The sequence below is a fragment of the Limimaricola litoreus genome (assembly GCF_024159025.1).
Classification (GTDB): domain Bacteria; phylum Pseudomonadota; class Alphaproteobacteria; order Rhodobacterales; family Rhodobacteraceae; genus Limimaricola; species Limimaricola litoreus.
In genome coordinates this window covers 1-1,017 of sequence record NZ_JAMYXC010000102.1, presented here as the reverse complement: position 1 = coordinate 1,017, position 1,017 = coordinate 1, and the positions used below count along the sequence as shown (strand labels likewise).

1 protein-coding gene is annotated in these 1,017 nt (G+C 62.4%); it reads right to left on the bottom strand.

Annotated elements, in window-relative coordinates:
- Positions 1-255: 255 nt before the first annotated feature.
- On the bottom strand, positions 256-1,017 hold a 762-nt coding region (locus NHG85_RS06845), incomplete at its 5' end, for an IS110 family RNA-guided transposase (protein WP_253331012.1).

Genomic DNA, 1,017 nt, shown 5'->3' with positions numbered 1-1,017 from the left:
TGGATACCCCCGCTTGCGCAAGCGGCTTCGTGGCTCCCGAGGACAAGTGACCGGCTGCGAACATGTGTAAGGCCTTTGCGTGCGGCCCTGCATGCGCCGCTGGCCAGTATGGAAATGCGCGGATGGAGGCCATTCCAAAACTACGAGCTCAAGGCTCTCTGCCTCTCACTGGTTTGCTCCACCCTGATCCACCGATCCTTGCTCATACGGGATCAGTGCGCCACTTGCGTCACCGACGCTCCTGACAGGGGACGATCAGCAGACCGCCCCTTCAGGATCTCTGTAAACCTCCTTGCGTGTCATGACCGCCCAGACAATCCGGGCAAGCTTGTTTGCCAAGGCGATGGCGATCACCATCCGCGGCTTGTTTGGCAGCATGCGGGCGAGCCAGGAGCCCGGTTTGCCGCCGTTCCGTCCCTTCCAGTGAATGATCGACATCGCTCCGCTGATCAGCAATCGACGAATGTCGCGCTGCCCCATCTTCGTCGTTCGCCCAAGACGCTGCTTGCCACCGCTCGAATGCTGTCGTGGGACGAGCCCAGCGGAAAAGTCCCGGCCGCGCTGGAACGTCTCCAAGGCCGGCGCAAAGGCTTTGATCGCCATGGCCGCCACAGGCCCCACGCCAGGTATAGTGCGCAGGCGCTGCGCCACCTCGTGCATTCGAGAATGCTCCTCTATGCGCCGCTCCAAAGCTGCAATTTCGGAGGCAGCTCGAGCGAGCCTGTCCAGGTAGAGATTGCCGACCTCGCGGACTGAGCTCGGCAGGTTATTCGCGGTGTCCTCCAAGGCCCTGATGAACGGATCGACCGAGCGGCGCCCCCCCGGCACGATGACCCCGTGCTCGGCCAGATGAGCCCGCAACGCATTTACCAGCTGGGTTCTCTGCATGACCAGAAGCTCCCGGGTCCGGAACAGCATGGCGAGAGATTGCTGCTCGCTGGACTTGACCGGCACCGTGCGCATCGACGGCCTCATGGCTGCTTCGACGATGGCCTCGGCATCATTCGCGTCGTTTTT